This is a genomic window from Microbacterium sp. GW823-FHT02G05 (assembly GCF_058797175.1).
On the sequence record NZ_JBXAJK010000001.1, the window covers coordinates 864,399 to 882,580 of the forward strand.

Genomic DNA, 18,182 nt, shown 5'->3' on the forward strand with positions numbered 1-18,182 from the left:
GAAGTCACGCACCGTCATACGGCGTCACACAGCGTGGACGAGCTCCGATTCGAGCAGTGCGACGCCCTCGAGGTAGCGCGCAACGATGAGGTCGACAAGCGCCGTCGGAGGTTCGGTGGGATTCGCGACCGTGCCGTCGAGAAGCGGGTCGCTGAGGAGTGCAGGACCGGCGAGGCGGCGGGCGACGTCGAAGAAGAAGCCGCGGCCGAGCAGATACGTCGCCACGACAGCATCCGGATGCTGCGCCCGCACGGCATCCAGTCGCGGTGCGCGTGCTGCGAGGAATGCCGGTATCACGGTGCGTCCGAGCTGTGCGCCGAGCAGCGCGGTCATCTGCTCGGCATCGTCGAGGGACGCGGGGTCACGGGAGCCCGCGATCGCGAGGATCACGGGAGCAGCCATGTCGTGGGGGATATCCGCGATGCGTGCTGCGAGCACTTCGGCGAGCCTCGGATCCGGGCCCAGCGGTGTGGTCGCGACGACCCCGCGGCGGTCGCGCACCGCGCGCCCGAGGTCGACGCGCACGTGGAAGCCGCGCGACAGCAGCAGCGGGATGACGACCGTGGGGCCGTCCATCTCCGCGAGAGCCGCCTCGGGATCGGGCTGCTGCACGTCGACGAATGCCGCCCGCACATCGACGTCGGGCAGCCGCTCGGCGACGCGGCGCACGAGCAGATCGATCGCGGCGGCGCCGTCCGGATCGGACGTGCCATGCGAGACGGCGAGAAGCGACGGGGACATGGCCACGGAGTCTATGGCGCAGCATCCTGAGCCACCATCATCGGCGTCATCCGGCGAAACGACCCGCAGTTCGCCCGACGTCGTGGGGCAGCGGGACGGATGGCGGGAGAAAGCACGGATGGCGGGGCGAAACAGCGTTTCGCGCCCGACATCCGGCAAGGCTCCCGCCATCCGTCCCTCGTGGGATGGCCGCCGCGCGGACGGTTACGCCTTCCGGGCGACCGCATCCTCCCAGCGCTGCGACGGAAGGTGCAGCAGGACGAGCCCGATGCCGGCGAGCACCGAGTTGCGGAATGCGGGGTCGAGCCCGTTCCACGCCTGTGAGCGCCACATCTGGAACCATTCGCCGCCCATCGTGATGAACCCGCCCACGAACAGCAGGATGATCATCACGAGACCGATCGACGACCACACGCGGGCGGCGGCGAAGCCATGGCCGAGGAATCCGCGCACGAAGAAGACCACCGCGGTGATGAGGACGAGCGCCGCTGCCGATTCCCAGATGATGATGCCGATGTAGCCGAGGTTCCAGATCACAGGGTTCGTGATCGCCCGCCACATGACGTCGGGGTCGAGGCCTTCGCCTGCGGCCTGACCGAAGTTGGTCGTGTCCATCGACAGCACATGCTGCACGAACGCGAAGTTGGTGTCGTAGTCGGTGATGTTCCCGAGCGCGACGAGGAAAATGTAGAGCCCGTTCACGAGAACGAGTGCCGCTGCTGCGAACGGGAGAGATCCGAGCAGGTGCCAGCGGGGCGTCTTTGCATCCGAAGCTGTCATGGCCACACCGTAGCGGCCTTCTCCACCTTTCGATGGATCTTCGCGCCCAGACGCGCGAGATGGCGCAGAACCATAGGCGCGCTGTCCTAGCGTGGAGGCAGACAACCCGAGGAGACCCGTGTTCACCCAACCTGCCCGTCTGTACCGAGTGCTCGCGATCGCCGAGGCGATCACCTGGACGATCCTGATCGGCGCGCTCATCGCTCGTGCGCTGGGGGCGAACCCGCTCGTTGTGACGATCGGCGGAGGCATCCACGGATTCGTCTTCCTCTCGTACGGGGCGACGGCGATCCTCGTCGCGCTCAACAACCGCTGGAAGCCGGGGGTTGCGATCGCCGCGGTCGCCAGCGCGATCGTCCCCTATGCGACGATCCCCATGGAGATCTGGTTGCACCGTACCGGCCGTCTCGCGGGCGAGTGGCGACTGACCGAGACCGATGACCCCCGCGACCGCACGTGGTTCGACCGGCTCATGCGCTGGTTCCTGCGCCGCCCGTGGGTGCTCGGCGCTCTCATCGCCGCGGCGATCATCGCGCTCTACACGATCCTGCTGATCCTGGGTCCTCCCGGGGGCAAGTAGGGAGCGACAGAGAGGAGGGCCGGATGCTGCGCAGCATCCGGCCCTCCTTGCTTCCCGCCTCAGAAGCTCGTCACCAAGTCGCCCAGAATCGCGGTCACCTTCGTCGGGTCCGTGGCGTCGTAGAAATGCGCCCCCGTCGTCGACGAGATCGCCCGCAGCGTGTTGACATCGGCGTTCGCGCCGTACGCGAGCGTGAATACGAGCACCGGCGAGGAGTGGTGCAGCTCGCTGAGCTTCGCGAGCAGCCCTGCCTGGTCGATCGTCGGCTCGGCTGTCTCGTTCGCTCCGTCGCTCAGCAGGACGACCGCGTTGATGCGGTTCGGATCGTGCTGGCTGGCATGCTGCGCCGTGAACTGATCGACCGCCGCGTACAGCGGTGTGAAGGTCAGCGGCGTCAGCCCCTGCACTCCCGAGAGCAGGGCATCACGGTTCGTGCCGATATCGGCGACGGGGGCCACGAGGCCCGGCGCGATCTCTGCGCCGCCGGCGGAGGAGAACGCCGCGAGCCCGACGGAGTCGCCCGGCGTGAAGTGATCGAGCGCCGCGATGATCGCCGACTTCGCCGCATCCAGCTTCGACTGCCCGCTGGGGATGGTCTCGGCCATCGAGCCCGACACATCGATCAGGAACAGCACCGACGCGCGCTTGCGCACTTCGGGGAAGGCGTAGTGCAATCCCGCGATGATCTCCTGCGCGGGCAGGTTGAGGGGCTGCGGGATGCGCCGCGGCAGGATCCCGATGTCCTGCACGGCGGGCGCGAGGCGTCCGTGCAGATCGCGATACCCCGAGTCCGTCACGATCTTCTGCCCCTCGGCGGTGCCCGCGAAGCGGATGAAGTCTTCCGCCGCCGCAGCCTCCTGCGGGTCGACCCAGTCGCCACTCAAGACGACGGCAGGGTTGTCGGCGACGTACACCCCCTCCTCCGGGTAGATCGCGACGAGCTCATCGCGCGGGGCGTGGCCCTTCGTGCGAGTGATGCCGTCATTGCTGGTCATTCCGCGGTTGTAGTCCCACACGGATTTCTCGTCGACGATGACGGCGGACAGGAAGTCGGCCGACGAGCCGCCGGCGTCCTCGGCCTGCCGGGCGTGCCAGAGGAAGTGCTCCGGAGTGGCCATGTAGTGACTCGTGGCGAGCTCGTTCTTTGTCACTCGCTCGATGATCTCGGGGTCGGCGAGGTCGCTGACGGTCGTGGTGCCGAAACCCGATCCGGATGCTCCGAAGGAGGCGAGCAGCGCTGCCTCTCCGGATGTCGCCACCAGAGGGCTGGTCTTGCCGAGCTTGAACTCACCCCATTCGGGGTGACCGAGGGCGCTCCAGATATCAGGATGATCTGCGGCTTCGAAGACCTTCTCCCAGGTCGGAGGATCGGTGTACCACCCGATTGCGAACGCCAGCGGCGCGGGCATCGCGAGGACGATCGCGGATTCGGCGATGCCGATGCCCTTGGCAGGAACGGCCGTAGCCCCGCTCGCATTGGCCATCGAAAGCCATGACGTCGAGTCGGGAATCCACACTGTCGGGCGCAGTTCGGGCGCGCTCTCGGTGAAGCCGTTTGCGGCACGCAGCGCTGCGTTGCCGGACTTGTCCTTGCTCGCGACCACCGTCACGCACTGCCCGTTGATATCGCGCGGCATGTCGTTGTAGCCCTTCGCGAGACGTTCGACCATCTCGGCGTTCTCGAACGACGACACCACGGTCACGACCGTGCAGGGGCCTGCGCCCGCTGCCGCGGCGGTAGTGTCAGCGGGGAAAGGTGGTGGGGGCGGCGTCGAAGGGTCGAGTTCTTCCTCGGCGTGCGAAGCATCAGGCTTGTTCGTCACGATCGCGAAGCCGAGGGTGCCCAGCGACACGGTGAAGACGGTGATGATCGACAGCAGCGTCCACAGCAGCGCCCGCCGTGGGGTTCTCGGCGGGGCGGCGTCGGGTTGGATGAGGCCGCCGGCAATCGGAAGGTTCGGGTTCTCCTCGGGCGGACGAGGGGCGATGCTCCCTCGAAACCTGATCGGGGGGTCGTCGGACATGGGTCTCCTCTTTGTCGGTGTGCCCCCTCATAGGCTCCTGTCACTGAGCAGCCCACACGGTACTGCCTGGCGAGCCCCGTGTGGCAGGTCCGCATCGCAACTGTGGATAACCCGTCGACTACGCGCCGCGGCTCGCCGTGTTGAGAGTGCCGAGGAGAACGGCCGACCACCAGGCCAGCTGCGAGACAAGGCCCGTCGCGAGCGACCAGCTGCGCAGCCGCCACGGCGCGCGTCGGAAGGGAAGGTCATCGGGCAGGCCGTGCAGGACGACCGTGAGCCGCGCCGTCGCCACGGCGTTGAGGCCGATCGCGAGGACGGCGATCATCTTGAGAGCGGTCAGCGGATTGGAGACGTCGGGGGAGAGGAACGTGCCCGTCAGGAGCATCCCGCCGAATCCGAGCCAGGCGAGGGGCGCCAGGCGCTCCTCGGTCGCGCGGACCTCGTGCAGGGTGCCACGGCCGATGGTCCACAGGAACCCGGCGTACTCGATCATGACGGCGGCGCCCAGCCCGACGACGAGCGCGGCAAGGTGGCCGACGAGCCAGATCCAGCGCAACTCTCCGGCTGGGAGGATTCCGCCGATGATGACCGAGGCCGCCCAGAGGATGGTGACGGTGATGCCGCGAAGCGCGAACGTGCCGCGCCCGACAGCGCGACGGTGAGAGGCAGGGCTGGGGGAGCGCAGGTCAGGCGCGACAGGCGCCCGTGTCGAAGTCTCTTCCACGGTTTCTCCGGTGTTCGTCGAATGCCGCGACATGCTGTCGGTCCCCCGGCACTGCGGGTGATCCGCGCTGGAACAGTAGCGGTTCGCTCGGGCGCTGCGCGGGGAGCATCCGTCACATGTGGAAAACCTTTGAAGTTGAGTCAAGTGATATCAAGTTTTTGACAGACTTGACGAAGCGAGGTACAGTTGAGTCATCGCGACTCAGGTTCTGTGGAGTCGCCCCCGAACTCAAAGAATCCGCCTCGGCAAAAGGAGAAAACATATGTCACGTGCTGTCGGTATCGACCTCGGTACGACGAACTCTGTCGTCAGCGTCCTCGAAGGTGGCGAGCCCAAGGTCATCGCCAACGCCGAGGGCTTCCGCACCACCCCCTCGGTGGTCGCATTCACCAAGGACGGCGAGGTGCTCGTCGGTGAGACCGCCAAGCGCCAGGCCGTCACCAACGTCGACCGCACGATCGCATCGGTCAAGCGCCACATGGGCACCGACTGGTCGTTCGACGTCGACGGCAAGAAGTGGACGCCGCAGGAGATCTCTGCGCGCATCCTCCAGAAGCTGAAGCGCGACGCCGAGGCCTACCTCGGCGACACCGTGACTGACGCCGTCATCACGGTGCCCGCGTACTTCAACGACGCTGAGCGTCAGGCCACGAAGGAAGCCGGCGAGATCGCAGGCCTCAACGTCCTGCGCATCATCAACGAGCCCACCGCTGCGGCTCTCGCCTACGGCCTCGACAAGGGCAAGGAAGACGAGCTCATCCTGGTCTTCGACCTCGGTGGCGGTACCTTCGACGTCTCGCTGCTCGAAGTGGGCAAGGACGACGACTTCTCCACCATCCAGGTGCGCGCCACCGCCGGTGACAACCGCCTCGGCGGTGACGACTGGGACCAGCGCGTCGTCGACTACCTGATCAAGCAGTTCAAGGAGACGACGGGTGTTGACGTCTCGGGCGACAAGATCGCGCTGCAGCGCCTGAAGGAAGCCGCAGAGCAGGCGAAGAAGGAGCTGTCGAGCTCGACCAGCACCTCGATCAACCTGCCCTACCTCTCGCTCACCGAGAGCGGCCCGGTCTCTCTGTCGGAGACGCTGACCCGCGCGAAGTTCGAGGACCTCACCAAGGATCTCCTCGACCGCACCAAGAAGCCCTTCGAGGATGTCATCCGCGAGGCCGGCGTCAAGGTCAGCGACATCGCCCACATCGTCCTCGTCGGTGGCTCGACCCGTATGCCCGCCGTGGCAGAGCTCGTCAAGCGCGAGACCGGCAACGAGCCCAACAAGGGTGTCAACCCGGATGAGGTCGTCGCGGTCGGCGCTGCCCTCCAGGCCGGCGTTCTGCGCGGAGAGCGCAAGGACGTGCTGCTGATCGACGTCACCCCCCTGAGCCTCGGCATCGAGACCAAGGGCGGCATGATGACCAAGCTCATCGAGCGCAACACGGCCATCCCGACCAAGCGCAGCGAGACCTTCACCACGGCCGACGACAACCAGCCGTCCGTCGCGATCCAGGTCTTCCAGGGTGAGCGCGAGTTCACCCGCGACAACAAGCCGCTCGGCACCTTCGAGCTCACCGGCATCGCCCCGGCTCCCCGTGGAATGCCGCAGATCGAGGTCACGTTCGACATCGACGCGAACGGCATCGTGCACGTGTCCGCCAAGGACAAGGGCACGGGCAAGGAGCAGTCGATGACGATCACCGGTGGCTCGTCGCTGTCGAAGGACGACATCGAGCGCATGGTGCGCGAGGCGGAGGAGAACGCCGCTGAGGACAAGAAGCGCCGCGAGGCGGCTGAGGTCCGCAACCAGGCCGAGTCGCTCGCGTACTCGATCGAGAAGCTTCTCAAGGAGAACGACGAGGCGCTCGCCGCAGACGTCAAGCAGAGCGTGCAGGCGGATGTCGACGCCCTCAAGACGGCCCTGGCCGGCGAGGACGACGACGCCGTGAAGACGGCCTTCGACAAGCTCAACGAGAGCCAGTCGAAGATCGGCGAGGCGCTCTACGCCAAGTCGCAGGCGGATGCTGCCGCTGGCGCCTCCGCAGAGGGCGACGCCCCTGCCGGTGACAGCGCCTCGGATGAGGACGTCATCGACGCAGAGGTCGTCGAGGACGAAGACGAGAAGAAGTAACCATGACAGACAAGAACTTCGACGAGAACGCCGAGGTTCCGGGCGAGGGGTCGGGTGCGCATGCACCCGGCCCCCAGCCGCAGAACCCGGCTGCCGCAGACGCGCAGGCCGCGGAGGGCTCGGACGACGAGCTCACGATCGACGACATCCTCGGCGCTGCACAGACCGCAGAAGCGGCCGGCGCGGAGGAGACCGACCCGATCCTCGCCGCCGAGAGCGCTCTGCTCAACGACCTCAAGCGGCTGCAGGCCGAGTACGCCAACTACCGTCGGCGCACCGAAGAGCAGCGTGGCGTCGAGATCGAGCGCGCGAAGGGCGAGGCCGTCAAGGGTCTGATCCCCGTGCTCGACGACCTTGACCGCGCCGCCCAGCACGGCGATCTGCAGGAGGGTACGCCCTTCTTCGTGATCGGCGAGAAGGTGCGCGCTGTGGTCGAGCGGCTCGGCGTCGTCGCGTACGGCACGGCGGGCGATGACTTCGACCCGCAGCAGCACGAGGCGATCTTCCAGCAGCCCACGCCGGGCGCCGAGAAGGCGACGATCCTCGAGGTCGTCGAGGTCGGCTACCGACTCGGAACGGTCGAACTGCGCCCTGCGAAGGTCGTCGTCGCCGTTCCCGCAGAGTAATCGGAGGAGGCCTATGGCAAGCCAGGACTGGTTCGACAAAGACTTCTACAAGACGCTCGGTGTCGACAAGAACGTCACCGACGCCGACCTGAAGAAGACCTACCGCAAACTCGCGCGCAAGTACCACCCGGACTCCAACCCGGGTGACGCGAAAGCCGAGGCGACGTTCAAGGAGATCAGCGAGGCGTACGCCGTGCTCTCCGACAAGGAGCAGCGCGCGGAGTACGACCAGATCCGTGCGATGGGATCGGGTGCCCGCTTCACTTCGGGCGCTTCCGGTGCCAACGGTGGCTTCGAAGACGTCTTCTCGATGTTCAATCAGAGTCGGGGTGGGCAGCAGTCCGCAGACTTCGAGGACATCTTCTCGATGTTCAACCAGGGTGGCAGCTCGTTCGGCTCGGGTCGTTTCGGCCAGCCGACGGGCGGCTACCGTGGACGCGGAGGTCCCCGTCGCGGCGCGGATGTCACAGCGCGCACGACGATCGACTTCATCACCGCGGTGAAGGGCGAGACGATCTCGCTGCAGGGCGAAGACGGCAAGCCGTTCAAGATCAAGATTCCCGCCGGTGTCGCCGACGGGCAGAAGATCCGCCTGCGTGGTCGTGGTCGTCCCTCGCCGGACGGCGGGGAGAGCGGCGACATCGTCGTTCAGGTGACCGTGCGTCCGCATCCTGTGTTCACCCGCGATGGGCTCAACCTTCGCGTCACCGTCCCCGTGACTTTCACGGAGGCAGTGCTCGGCGCGACGATCGAAGTGCCGACTCTCGGCGGCGACCCGGTGAAGCTGCGCGTGGCGGCGGGCACTCCCTCGGGGCGCGTTCTGCGCGTCAAGGGGCGTGGCGTCGAGACGAGCAAGGGTACGGGCGACCTGCTCGCCCAGTTGGAGGTGGCTGTGCCCAGTCATCTCGACGAGGCAGCGCGTGAGGCGCTCGCGAAGTTCCAGGAACTGGAGCCGAAGGAGAACCCTCGCGCCGACCTGATGGCGAAAGCACGGGCATGAACACCCGTTTCCGGCCGTTGAGCGGGGCGCGAGGCGTCTCGCTCAACGACCGCACCCAGGAGGTGATCTGAATGGCTGATGCGCGCATGAACGCGGACACTCCGGTCTTCGCGATCGCCGTCGCCGCGGAGCTTGCCGGCATGCACCCGCAGACGCTGCGCCAGTACGACCGCATCGGTCTCGTGGTGCCGGGGCGCACTCGCGGCGGTTCTCGCCGCTACTCCACGCGCAATATCGAGCAGCTGCGCGAGGTCGCGCAGCTCTCCGCAGAGGGCATGAGTCTGCCGGCGATCGCGCGGCTTCTCGACCTCGAGGACGAGGTGCGGATGCTCCGGCAGCGCGTCGCCGAGCTCGAGGGCGCCCTTCGTGTGGAGCGCGAGAGCCGCCCGGGCGTTCGTGTGTTCGCCGCCGGCTCGAGTGGCCAGGTGACTCCGGTCCCCTCGGGGCGCCGCATCCGCCGTTCGACCGAGGTGGTGCTCTGGAGCCCCCGCGCGGGCGGCTAGCTCGTTTCCGGGCCCAGCACGGTATCGTGGCGACACCATGAGGATGACGCGGCGCACTCTGCTGATCGGTGCCGGAGCCGGGTTCGTGGGGGTTCTTCTCGCCTCCTGCACACCCGAGCCGGTGCCGACGCCCACGCGTACCCCCTCGCCGTCGCCGCAGCCGACGGGCGACACGATCACGCCCCTCGCCTTCGCGCGCAGCGCCTGGACGACCGATCCCTTCTCGCTCGGAGCCGCCAGCTTCACTCCGGTCGGCGTGCAGAAGAGCGTTCGGGGGGCACTGGCGCAACCCGTCGTCGACCGGGTCTTCTTCGCCGGCGAGGCGACGGATGACGAGCTGCCGGGAACTCTGGAGGCTGCCCTCCGCTCCGGGCGACGCGCCGCCGCGGAGGTGCGGGACGCGTCGGGGCCGGGTGAGCGCATCGCGGTCATCGGCGCCGGGTTGGCCGGTGCGGCCGCGGCGTCAGTCCTGGGCGGCACTGATCTTGAGGTGACCGTCTTCGAGGCGCGCGAGCGCGTCGGAGGGCGCATCCTGTCTCACGTCGACGAGAAGAAGTGGCCGTTCCCGGCTCAGCTCGGCGGATGGCTGCACAGCGCGCAGGACGCCGAGTGGATCGAGCAGTTGAACTCCCTCGACATCCGCAGTGCGGTCCTCGCGTCGTCGGCCTGGCGTTCGAGACAAGGCGCCGTCGAGCCCGCATCCACGGAGGCGGTCGCATCGGCGGTGGTCACGGCCCAGGAGCTGCCGGGCGACGTCTCGCTGGCTCAGGCGCTGTCCGACGCCGGATCCGACCTTGAAGATCCGGCACTCGCGACGCTCCTCGCAGCGGTCGCAGCGGCAGCGGGAGCGGATGCCGACGAGCTGTCTTCGTGGTTCCCGCCATCTCTTCCGGCAGCGGAGCCGATCGCGCCCCTCGCTGATCTCGACGCCGTCGTGCGCGACCTGCTCGGCGACGTGCGGGTCAGTCTGTCATCACCGGTCGCCCGCATCGTCTACGACGACGCAGGTGTGAGCCTGGCGATGGCGACGGGGGAGTCCCTGTCCTTCGACCGCGTGATCGTCACGGCTCCCCTTGGCGTACTGCAGAGCGAGGGCATCGAGTTCTCGCCCGCCCTGCCATTCGGTCACCGCGGCGCGATCGCGACGCTGGGTATGGGACGCATCGAGACGGTGTGGCTGCGTTTCGAAGAGCCGCTTGTCGAGAGCGAGGCGGAGATCTGGCATGTCGTCGGCGGAGATGCTCTGATCCGCACGTGGATGAATCTGGCCCCGGCCACCGGGGAGACTGTGCTGGTCGGCGTGGTCGGCGGCACCGCTGCAGAAGAGTTCGCTGCTCTCGATGATGACGGCGTCCTCGAGGCGGCGATCGCCTCGCTCGCCCCGTTCATGCAGGCCGACGCACCCGGCTGATCACGACGAGAACTGCGGCGACGACGGCGAAGATCAGAAGCGCGAGGGCGCTCGTCAACGCGAACTCTGCAGGACCGGAGACCTGCCGCGGGTCGAGGAAATAGTACGGGTACCAGCCGACGCGAGGCCCTCGCCACAGGGTGACGACGCCCCAAACGATAGGGAAGGCCAGGGATGAGGGGACCACCCACCACGGGACTCCGCGGTGTCCGGGTGTGAGGACCCAGGCGATGGCTGTGCACGTCGGCAGCCAGAAGTGGAGCAGATGATCGGACCAGGGGACGTCGACGCGGATGCCGCGAAGTCCTGCCTGCCAGACGATCAGCGCGAAGGCGAGCCCTGCCGTGACCGTCCACGTGAGCACGAGTGCGAGCGCGACGCTGAACCACCGCGGGTCGACCGGGCGGAGGAAGGCGAGAAGCGCCCCCAGGGTGAGCACCGCGACCAGTGCGAGGTTCGACTGCACTGTCAGGTAGGCGAAGAAGTTGTCTCCCGCGATGCTGCGTGAGCTCAATCCCCATAACAGCCGGTGCACGAGAGCGATCACGCAGACGACCGCGGCGGCCAGACGCAGCACACCGAAGATCGTCCGAGCCTTCACAAGCCGTCTGCTCTCCTCTCTGCGCGGAGCCCGCGCCATCCGGTGAGTCTACGGAGTCGCGTGAGGAGAAGGGCGCGCGGTCGGAGGGCGTGCCGACATCATCGCTCGCTCCCGGATCCCCGACCGCGGCAGCGGTCAGGTAATCCCGAAAGCGCGGCGCAGTGACTGCTCGACCTGGGCGGGCACATCGATCGCACCAGGATGCAGTGCGCTGTAGACCTGCAGCCCCTCCCAGGTGGCGATGATCAGACCGGCACCCTGTTCCGGGGTGAGTCCGTCATCGAGCACCGCGCCCTTCTCGCGCTGCGTGCGGATCATCGAGCCGATGATCTCGATGAGCGCCTCATGCCGGGTTCGAAGCGCGTCGCGAGCGGGATGACCCGGTGTTCCCGCCTCGGCGGAGAGCGTGGACAGCAGAGCCACGAGCCCGGGGGATTCCTCGTTCTGCCTGGCGACTTCCGTGAATCCGGCGACCAGGAGTTCAGGAGTGATCTCGGTGGGCAACTCGTCCGGCATGCTCTGGAGATCATGCCATTCGAGCACGGCGAGCAGCAGGGCGACCTTGTTGCCGAAGTGGTGCAGCAGCGTCGAATGATCGACGCCCGCTTCGCGGGCGATCGCCCGCATGGATGCGCCGTAGAAGCCCTTCTTTGCGAAGGCCTCTGAAGAGCGCGAGACGATTAGCTGCTTCGTGGCGTGTCCTGTTGCGTATCCCTGGGTGCGCCACGACGCGGGCAGTTCGGTCATGATCCTCCTTCGGCGCGGACAAACCAGCGTATCGAGGCAATACTCGTTCAACTTCCACCAGGTGGTGGAAGTTGGGCTAATGTAGCCAATCATGGCTACTTCCCGCAATGCTGCGCGCACGATCGAGGGCATGACGCTGGCCGAGAAGGCGTCGCTCACCTCGGGAGCGAACTTCTGGAACACGAAGGCGATCGACCGTCTCGGCGTGCCGTCGATCATGCTCACCGATGGACCGCACGGTCTGCGTAAACAGGGCGGTGCCGCCGACCATCTCGGCCTCAACGCGAGCATCCCCGCCACCTGCTTTCCCACCGCTTCAGCGCTGGCGAACAGCTGGGATCGTGCGCTGGTCTCTCGTGTGGGGGGAGCGCTCGGAGCCGAGGCTGCCGCAGAGAGAGTCAGCGTCCTGCTGGGGCCGGGTCTCAACATCAAGCGCAACCCGCTCGCGGGCCGCAACTTCGAGTACTTCTCGGAAGACCCGCTGCTGTCAGGCGCACTCGCTGCGGCGCTGATTCGCGGCATTCAGTCCCAGGGGGTCGGCGCGAGTGTGAAGCACTTCGCGGTCAACAGCCAGGAGAAGCACCGCATGAGCATCGATGAGATCGTCGATGCTCGGGCACTGCACGAAACGTATCTCGAGGGATTCCGCATCGCGATCACCGAGGGCGGCGCCTGGACGGTCATGAGCGCCTACAACAAGGTCAACGGCGTCTACGCGAACGAGAATCAGCCGTTGCTCGATGACATCCTTCGCACGCGCTGGGGTTTTGACGGGCTGATCGTCACGGACTGGGGTGGCAACAATGACCGCGTCGCCGGGCTCATCGCGGGCAACGCGCTCGAGATGCCGTCAACCGACGGTGTCACCGATCGCGAGGTCGTCGCCGCCGTCGAAGCCGGCACGCTCGATGAGGGCGTGCTGGATGAACGGGTCGGCGAGGTGCTCACCCTGATCGAGCGATCACTGCCGGGCAAGGCATCCGCCGTCGATCACGATGCGCACCACGAACTCGCCATCGAAGCGGCCCGGCAGTCAATCGTGCTGCTCGAGAACCGTGGCGGCACTCTGCCGCTCGACGCGAGTTCCGGACGGGTCGCCGTCATCGGCGACTTCGCCGCCACGCCGCGATACCAGGGCGCGGGCAGCTCGCTCGTGAATCCGACCAGGGTCGACTCCGCGCTCGATGCACTGCGGGCGACGGATCTTCGCATCGTGGGCTATGAGCCCGGGTTCGCGCGGATGGACCGCCCCGCGAAGCGCCGTCGTCGACGCGCGGTGCGCCTGGCGCGGCAGTCCGATGTCGTCCTGCTCTTCCTCGGCCTTGATGAGTCGGCTGAGGCCGAAGGTGTTGACCGCGCGCACATGCGTCTGGCCGACAACCAGCTCGCACTGGTACGCGATCTCACGGCGCTCGATGTGCCCGTCGTCGTCGTGCTCGCGGGAGGGGCGCCGGTGGAGCTGCCCTTCGCCGATGATGTCGCAGCGATCGTCCACAGCTACCTCGCGGGTCAAGGCGGTGGGCGCGCAGTCGCCGATGTGCTCACCGGACAGGTCAACCCCGGCGGGCGTCTGGCCGAGACCTACCCGATCCGCTACGAGGATGTCTCCTCGGCCCGCACCTTCGGTCTCGCCGATGCCACCTCAGAGCATCGCGAGCATCTCTACATCGGCTACCGCTATTTCGACAAGGTGGGCGCCGCCGTGCGCTTCCCCTTCGGGCACGGTCTCAGCTACACGTCGTTCGCGTACTCCGATCTGCACGTGGGTCGGGATTCGGCGCGGGTCACGGTGACGAACACCGGCGATCGCGCAGGCACCGAGACAGTGCAGCTGTACGTCGAAGCTCCGGATGCTGCCGCGAACACGATTCGCGCACCACGCGAGCTGCGCGGCTTCACTAAGGTCGCGCTTGCGGCAGGAGAATCGGCGTCGGTCGAGATCGCCTACGCGGACCACGCGTTCGACGTCTTCGACGCCGATCTCGACGACTGGAGAGAGGTCGGCGGCGCGTACACGGTGCTGGTCGGTGCGTCATCGCGCGACATCCGACTTCGTGCGCCTCTCGACGTGGATGCCGCGCCGCTGGGCGTGCCAGAGGAATCCGCTCTCTCTCGCTACGTGAGCGGGCAGGTCACCGAGGTCACGAGCGATGAGTTCGCCGCACTTCTCGGCCGCGAACTGCCCGACTCCGCATGGCTGACGGGTCGGCCGCTCACGCGCGACGACATCGTCGCCCAGACGCGCGGGCGCGGTGGTTTCGCCAGCGTGCTCTACGGGGCGATCGATGGAACGAGTCGCCTGCTCATGCGCCTCGGACGCCCACTCGCCGCGAACAACACCCGGTTCGCCCTCGACCTGCCGTTCCGATCGATCGCTCGGCTCTCGGGCGGATCCGTGACCGACGACATGCTCGAGGGCCTGCTCCTCATGGTCAACCGACATTTCTGGCGTGGGGCGCGACACTTCGTGCGCGCATGGATCGCCCAACGACGAACCGCTCGTACGCGGAGGAAGGACTAGGTCGTGGCAACACGCAAAGAGATCAAGCAGGAGGCGCTCGTACGCGTCGCCGCGGAGCGCGAGCAGGCGAAGCAATGGCGTGCCGAGCTGAAGGCGATGACGCCGGAGGACCGCAAGGCCGCCAAGGCGCAGCGTCGCGCCGAGGAACGCGCGGCGAAGCGCGAAGCGAAGCAGCAGCGTGCCGAGGCACGGGCCGGGATGACCCGGGCGGAGCTCCGTGAGGACAAGCGTCGCGAACGCGTCTACCGCAAAGTCAAGCACCGTCCTCGCCGCATCGTCGGCTGGAGCATCGTGGTCGCCCTCATCACGGTCATCGCCGTACTGCTGGCGCCGATCGTCTCGGACATCAGCCGCCTGATGTCGATCACCATCGACTCGTCGTCGAAAGCAGGCGTCGCCGCTCGCGAGCACGGCGGCGTCGTCGCAGAGCAGATCAGCGATGAAGGTCTCGTGCTGCTGAAGAACGACGGTGCGCTGCCGCTGGCAGACGAGAACGTCAATGTGTTCAGCTTCGCGTCGTTCAATCTGCGTTTCGGCGGATCGGGGTCGGGCTCCTCGGACCAGTCGCGCTCCGTCGGCCTCTACGAGGCGCTCGAAGACCAGGGAATCCGGTACAACACCGACCTCTACGCAACGATGCAGGATGCGGGCGCGAAGACCGAGCAGGCCAGCGCCAACGGTCTGTTCGCGATCATCAGCATGCTCGCCGGCGGCGGAGTCGAAGAGCCGGCACCCGACTACCTGACCGACGAGGTGATGGCTCAGGCCAAGGACTACTCCGACACGGCGTTGCTGGTGATCGGCAACGACGGCGTCGAGAGCGCCGACATGACGGCGCAGCAGCTGACGCTGACTGACGAGCAGCGCGCCCTGTTCGACACGGTGACCGCGAACTTCGACGACGTGATCGTCGTCGTGAACTCGGGCAACCAGATGGAGCTCGGCTTCCTCGATGAGTACCCGCAGATCACGGGTGCGATCTGGATCGGAACCCCCGGGCCGCGCGGTGCCGTCTCGCTCGCGAAGATCCTCACGGGCGACCTCAACCCGTCGGGGCGCCTGACCGACACCTACGCCTACGAGATCGACAGTGCTCCGGCGACCGAGAACTTCGGCGACTACCGCTACGACAACGCGAACCGTGCGCTGCTCGAGTACGAAGAGGGCATCTACGTCGGCTACCGCTACTACGAGACCCGGTACGTCGACGATGAGGCCGGCTACCAGGCCGCGGTGCAGTATCCCTTCGGCTACGGCCTCAGCTACACCAGCTTCAACTGGGTTGCCACGGCGCCTGTCGTGAGCGATGAGGGTGTGAGGGTCGACGTCACGGTGACGAACGCCGGTGACGTCGCCGGCAAGGACGTCGTCCAGGTCTACGCTGCAGCTCCGTACACGCCGGGCGGGATTGAGAAGTCGGCGATCACCCTGGCGGGTTACGCGAAGACCTCGCTGCTTGCGCCGGGCGCTTCGGAGACCGTCGCGGTGGAGTTCGCGCTGCGCGACATCGCCTCGTGGGACACCTCGGGCGGTGGCGGATACGTGCTGGATGCCGGTACGTATGACATCGCGATCTCGACCGATGTGCACACACCCGTCGCCTCGTTCCCGATTCAGATCGCAGAGACCGTCGCGTACGAGACAGACGACGTGACGGCGGCCGCGCTGGAGAACCGCTTCGGCTACGCCGAGGGTGACCTCACGTATCTGTCACGCGATGACTGGGAGGGCACGTGGCCGACCGCGGACGACGTCACGAGCGAGGCATCCGACGCGGTGCTGGCAGCGATGAACCCCGAGATCACGCCGTCAGAGGGAAACGCACCCACGACCGGCGCCGATAACGGCCTGAAGCTCGAAGATCTCGCCGGTCTCGACGTCGACGACCCGCAATGGGATCTGTTCCTCGATCAGTTCACCGTCGACGAGCAGATCCGCATGTTCGCGACCGGCGCCTACCGCACCGCCGCCATCGAGCGCCTCGGCATTCCCTCGGCCGAGCTGCTCGACAGCCCCTCCGGGCTGAGCTTCGTGTTCGGCGAGGTCATCGCCGCGGCCTATCCGACAGCCGTGGTCGTCGCATCGACCTGGAACGACGAGCTCGCCTTCGCGCTCGGTGACGCGGTCGGCGCCGAGGCCAACGCCTACGGCGTCGAGGGATGGTACGCACCGGGGCAGAACCTGCACCGCACCCCGATGGGCGGTCGCAACTTCGAGTACTTCTCTGAGGACCCGCTGGTCTCGGGGAACATGTCTGCCGGCATGATCGCTGGCGCGCAGAGCAAGAACGTGCTCACCTTCATGAAGCATTTCGCACTCAACGAGCAGGAGGTGAACGCCCGGGCTCCGGGAGTGAACGTCTTCCTCGACGAACAGGCATTCCGTGAGCTGTTCCTGCGGCCGTTCGAGATCAGTGTCAAGGATGCCGGGGCGAATGGCGCGATGTCGTCGTTTATCAACATCGGCGGGCGGTGGGCTGGCGGCAACGAGCAGCTGCTGCAGGAGGTCCTGCGCGGCGAGTGGGGCTTCGACGGTGTCGTATCGACGGATGCGGTGCTGGGCGGCTTCATGGATCCGGCTCTCGCCGTGCGCTACGGCAACGACTGGATGCTGGCCATGCTGCCGAGCTCCACGATCAAGGCCACGAAGCAGGCGTACGACGCCGACCCGGTGGGCGTCGGCGAGGGGCTGCGCGACCGTGTGCATGCCATCAGCTATGCGCTGCTGCGTACCGAGCTGTTCGACTGATCCTGGTCACGGCGCAGGGCCCGGATGCTCCTCGGAGTGTCCGGGCCCTGCGCCGTGTGTGGACGGTGGTCAGGCGGGCTTCGCCGCGAACGCACCCTCGTCGATGGTCGTGTCGGTCGAGACGCGCCCGCGAATGAGAAACAGTGCGACGGCGCCGAAGATCATGACCGCCCAGTTTCCTGTTCCGGCGATCGTGAGCCAGATGTTCTGCGAGCCTTCCACGGCCGTGTCGATGCCGCCCGTCGCGAGGAAGAGCGTTGGGTCGGTCAGCGCGTGCAGCACGATGGCCCAGACGATGGATCCGGTCGCACGCATGACGACGTACATGCAGATTCCGTAGAAGAACGTGTAGACGACGGTGAGGGCGACGGTGATCGTGAAGCCGCTTCCGATCGCGTTGACCAAATGCATCGAGGCGAAGAGCGCGGCAGACAGCACCGCGACGACGAGTTCCTTGTACCCGCCCTTGCGCAACAGGGTCACGGCCGCGCCGCGCGTGACGAGTTCTTCGGCGATGCCGATGAAGAGTCCCGCCAGCAGCGTGAGTGCGACGACGCCCGGTTCGAATCTGCCGTAGTCGATGCCGATGAAGCGCAGGATGATCGGATAGCCAACGACCCCCACAGCGATCCACATCCACGGTCGGCCGGCGATCGGCTGACGGCCGAAGACCGGGGTGAGCCAGTGGATGGCTGCGAGGAACGCGACGATGAGAAGCGCACCGACCCCGATGGGGAGCACGAGCAGCAGGAAGACATTCCATGCGTTGGCGAATGGCCCGCCATCTGCAATGGTGTGGCCGAGCGTGAGTCCGATCAGCTGGCCGATGGCGACGTACGCGACAAGGTAGACGGCGACCACGAGGACCGCTTTCCACCACCCTCCACGGTTCCAGAATCCTTCGCGGTTTGTCCAGAAATCGCTCATGGTTCCCCTTGCTCTCCGCGCTGCACCGTTATGTGCGCGTCGGGAACATGGTGACGGAAGTGCTCTCGACCCACAAGAGCACACTCGCCTGAAATCGATTACGGATGCGATGAGGGCACGCGGA

At 66.9% G+C, this 18,182-nt stretch carries 15 protein-coding genes; 8 read left to right on the forward strand and 7 right to left on the reverse strand.

Features of this window, described 5'->3' with window-relative positions; translation table 11 throughout:
• Window positions 1–24: 24 nt before the first annotated feature.
• Together AC1REM_RS04075 and AC1REM_RS04080 are read right to left on the reverse strand one after the other, a co-directional pair.
• Window positions 25–741 carry a sirohydrochlorin chelatase gene (locus tag AC1REM_RS04075; protein ID WP_492513447.1) on the reverse strand — a complete coding sequence of 239 codons (717 nt, stop codon included), beginning with the start codon at window positions 739–741 and terminating at the stop codon, window positions 25–27.
• A 204-nt stretch (window positions 742–945) separates the two neighbouring features.
• Entirely contained in the window at window positions 946–1,521 is a 576-nt protein-coding gene (locus AC1REM_RS04080) for a DUF2165 domain-containing protein (protein ID WP_489968362.1), read from the reverse strand.
• Window positions 1,522–1,639: 118 nt separating this feature from the next.
• On the opposite strand from AC1REM_RS04080, the gene AC1REM_RS04085 reads away from it, so the two are divergent.
• Window positions 1,640–2,101, forward strand: a complete 462-nt coding sequence (locus tag AC1REM_RS04085) for a DUF3817 domain-containing protein (RefSeq protein WP_492513448.1) — start codon at window positions 1,640–1,642, stop codon at window positions 2,099–2,101.
• A gap of 59 nt (window positions 2,102–2,160) precedes the next feature.
• Here the strand turns inward: AC1REM_RS04085 and AC1REM_RS04090 are convergent, their stop codons facing one another.
• Together AC1REM_RS04090 and AC1REM_RS04095 are read right to left on the reverse strand one after the other, a co-directional pair.
• Window positions 2,161–4,125 carry a vWA domain-containing protein gene (locus AC1REM_RS04090; protein ID WP_492513449.1) on the reverse strand — a complete coding sequence of 655 codons (1,965 nt, stop codon included), beginning with the start codon at window positions 4,123–4,125 and terminating at the stop codon, window positions 2,161–2,163.
• Between the two features lie 118 nt (window positions 4,126–4,243).
• Window positions 4,244–4,849, reverse strand: coding sequence for a hypothetical protein (locus AC1REM_RS04095; protein WP_492513450.1), 606 nt, complete (start codon window positions 4,847–4,849; stop codon window positions 4,244–4,246).
• A gap of 262 nt (window positions 4,850–5,111) precedes the next feature.
• Between AC1REM_RS04095 and dnaK the strand changes: the two genes are divergently transcribed.
• The 5 genes from dnaK to AC1REM_RS04120 all read left to right on the forward strand — a co-directional run bounded on the left by dnaK (window position 5,112) and on the right by AC1REM_RS04120 (window position 10,514).
• A complete protein-coding gene (gene dnaK / locus AC1REM_RS04100; protein ID WP_492513451.1) occupies window positions 5,112–6,974 on the forward strand; it encodes a molecular chaperone DnaK in 1,863 nt (620 codons plus the stop codon).
• 2 nt (window positions 6,975–6,976) lie between these two features.
• Complete coding sequence (locus tag AC1REM_RS04105) at window positions 6,977–7,600, forward strand: nucleotide exchange factor GrpE (RefSeq protein WP_492513452.1); 624 nt, start codon at window positions 6,977–6,979, stop codon at window positions 7,598–7,600.
• Window positions 7,601–7,613: 13 nt separating this feature from the next.
• Window positions 7,614–8,600 (forward strand): DnaJ C-terminal domain-containing protein, encoded by a 987-nt coding sequence (locus AC1REM_RS04110; protein ID WP_492513453.1) that lies wholly within the window; start codon window positions 7,614–7,616, stop codon window positions 8,598–8,600.
• A gap of 71 nt (window positions 8,601–8,671) precedes the next feature.
• On the forward strand, window positions 8,672–9,103 hold the full coding sequence (locus AC1REM_RS04115) for a heat shock protein transcriptional repressor HspR (RefSeq protein WP_492513454.1): 432 nt from the start codon (window positions 8,672–8,674) through the stop codon (window positions 9,101–9,103).
• Between the two features lie 43 nt (window positions 9,104–9,146).
• A complete protein-coding gene (locus AC1REM_RS04120) occupies window positions 9,147–10,514 on the forward strand; it encodes a flavin monoamine oxidase family protein (protein ID WP_492513455.1) in 1,368 nt (455 codons plus the stop codon).
• On the opposite strand, the gene AC1REM_RS04125 is transcribed toward AC1REM_RS04120, so the two are convergent.
• Window positions 10,489–11,154, reverse strand: coding sequence for a Pr6Pr family membrane protein (locus AC1REM_RS04125; RefSeq protein ID WP_492513456.1), 666 nt, complete (start codon window positions 11,152–11,154; stop codon window positions 10,489–10,491). The two genes, AC1REM_RS04120 and AC1REM_RS04125, sit on opposite strands and share 26 nt — an antisense overlap.
• Before the next feature lie 96 nt (window positions 11,155–11,250).
• Window positions 11,251–11,862, reverse strand: a complete 612-nt coding sequence (locus AC1REM_RS04130) for a TetR/AcrR family transcriptional regulator (protein ID WP_492513457.1) — start codon at window positions 11,860–11,862, stop codon at window positions 11,251–11,253.
• 91 nt (window positions 11,863–11,953) lie between these two features.
• Between AC1REM_RS04130 and AC1REM_RS04135 the strand changes: the two genes are divergently transcribed.
• Both AC1REM_RS04135 and AC1REM_RS04140 read left to right on the forward strand, forming a co-directional pair.
• Window positions 11,954–14,383, forward strand: coding sequence for a glycoside hydrolase family 3 C-terminal domain-containing protein (locus tag AC1REM_RS04135; RefSeq protein ID WP_492513458.1), 2,430 nt, complete (start codon window positions 11,954–11,956; stop codon window positions 14,381–14,383).
• Window positions 14,384–14,386: 3 nt separating this feature from the next.
• Complete coding sequence (locus AC1REM_RS04140) at window positions 14,387–17,131, forward strand: glycoside hydrolase family 3 N-terminal domain-containing protein (protein WP_492513459.1); 2,745 nt, start codon at window positions 14,387–14,389, stop codon at window positions 17,129–17,131.
• Between the two features lie 69 nt (window positions 17,132–17,200).
• Here AC1REM_RS04140 and AC1REM_RS04145 read toward each other — a convergent pair whose 3' ends face one another.
• Window positions 17,201–18,058 (reverse strand): CPBP family intramembrane glutamic endopeptidase, encoded by an 858-nt coding sequence (locus tag AC1REM_RS04145; protein ID WP_492513460.1) that lies wholly within the window; start codon window positions 18,056–18,058, stop codon window positions 17,201–17,203.
• Between the last annotated feature and the right edge of the window lie 124 nt (window positions 18,059–18,182).